Origin of the sequence: Streptomyces sp. NPDC004111, assembly GCF_042874215.1 — a bacterium.
In the GTDB taxonomy this organism is placed as follows: domain Bacteria; phylum Actinomycetota; class Actinomycetes; order Streptomycetales; family Streptomycetaceae; genus Streptomyces.
Genome location: NZ_JBIAMU010000058.1, coordinates 1 through 1,739, shown reverse-complemented (window position 1 = coordinate 1,739; position 1,739 = coordinate 1). Strand labels below are relative to the sequence as shown.

Genomic DNA, 1,739 nt, shown 5'->3' with positions numbered 1-1,739 from the left:
GGGGGTGGGAATACTCATCTCGAAGCAGGCTTCCCGCTTAGATGCTTTCAGCGGTTATCCTTTCCGAACGTAGCCAACCAGCCATGCCCTTGGCAGGACAACTGGCACACCAGAGGTTCGTCCGTCCCGGTCCTCTCGTACTAGGGACAGCCCTTCTCAATATTCCTACGCGCACAGAGGATAGGGACCGAACTGTCTCACGACGTTCTAAACCCAGCTCGCGTACCGCTTTAATGGGCGAACAGCCCAACCCTTGGGACCGACTCCAGCCCCAGGATGCGACGAGCCGACATCGAGGTGCCAAACCATCCCGTCGATATGGACTCTTGGGGAAGATCAGCCTGTTATCCCCGGGGTACCTTTTATCCGTTGAGCGACAGCGCTTCCACAAGCCACTGCCGGATCACTAGTCCCGACTTTCGTCCCTGCTCGACCCGTCGGTCTCACAGTCAAGCTCCCTTGTGCACTTACACTCAACACCTGATTGCCAACCAGGCTGAGGGAACCTTTGGGCGCCTCCGTTACTCTTTAGGAGGCAACCGCCCCAGTTAAACTACCCATCAGACACTGTCCCTGATCCGGATCACGGACCTAGGTTAGACATCCAGCACGACCAGAGTGGTATTTCAACGGCGACTCCACACACACTGGCGTGCATGCTTCACAGTCTCCCACCTATCCTACACAAGCCGAACCGAACACCAATATCAAACTGTAGTAAAGGTCCCGGGGTCTTTCCGTCCTTCTGCGCGAAACGAGCATCTTTACTCGTAGTGCAATTTCACCGGGCCTATGGTTGAGACAGTCGAGAAGTCGTTACGCCATTCGTGCAGGTCGGAACTTACCCGACAAGGAATTTCGCTACCTTAGGATGGTTATAGTTACCACCGCCGTTTACTGGCGCTTAAGTTCTCAGCTTCGCCGCACCGAAATGCAGCTAACCGGTCCCCTTAACGTTCCAGCACCGGGCAGGCGTCAGTCCGTATACATCGCCTTACGGCTTCGCACGGACCTGTGTTTTTAGTAAACAGTCGCTTCTCGCTGGTCTCTGCGGCCACCCCCAGCTCAAGCAGCAAGTGCTCTCACCAGTGATGGCCCCCCTTCTCCCGAAGTTACGGGGGCATTTTGCCGAGTTCCTTAACCATAGTTCACCCGAACGCCTCGGTATTCTCTACCTGACCACCTGAGTCGGTTTAGGGTACGGGCCGCCATGAAACTCGCTAGAGGCTTTTCTCGACAGCATAGGATCATCCACTTCACCACAATCGGCTCGGCATCAGGTCTCAGGCTATGTGTTGTCCGGATTTGCCTAGACAACGCCCTACACCCTTACCCCGGGACTACCACCGCCCGGGCTGGACTACCTTCCTGCGTCACCCCATCGCTTACCTACTACAGATCTGGGTCACCGGCTCCACCACTCCCCTCAACTCCGAAGAGATCAGGGCGGCTTCACGGGCTTAGCATCGTCTGATTCAGTATTGGGCGTTTCAAAGCGGGTACCGGAATATCAACCGGTTGTCCATCGACTACGCCTGTCGGCCTCGCCTTAGGTCCCGACTTACCCTGGGCAGATCAGCTTGACCCAGGAACCCTTAGTCAATCGGCGCACACGTTTCTCACGTGTGTATCGCTACTCATGCCTGCATTCTCACTCGTGAACCGTCCACAACTCGCTTCCGCGGCTGCTTCACCCGGCACACGACGCTCCCCTACCCATCCCAGCAGGCGTTGGCCCT

General features: G+C 56.5%; 1 rRNA gene. It reads right to left on the bottom strand.

The features are described 5' to 3' along the window. Window positions 1-1,739, bottom strand: a 23S ribosomal RNA gene (locus ACFYVL_RS44620); the annotation flags it as partial.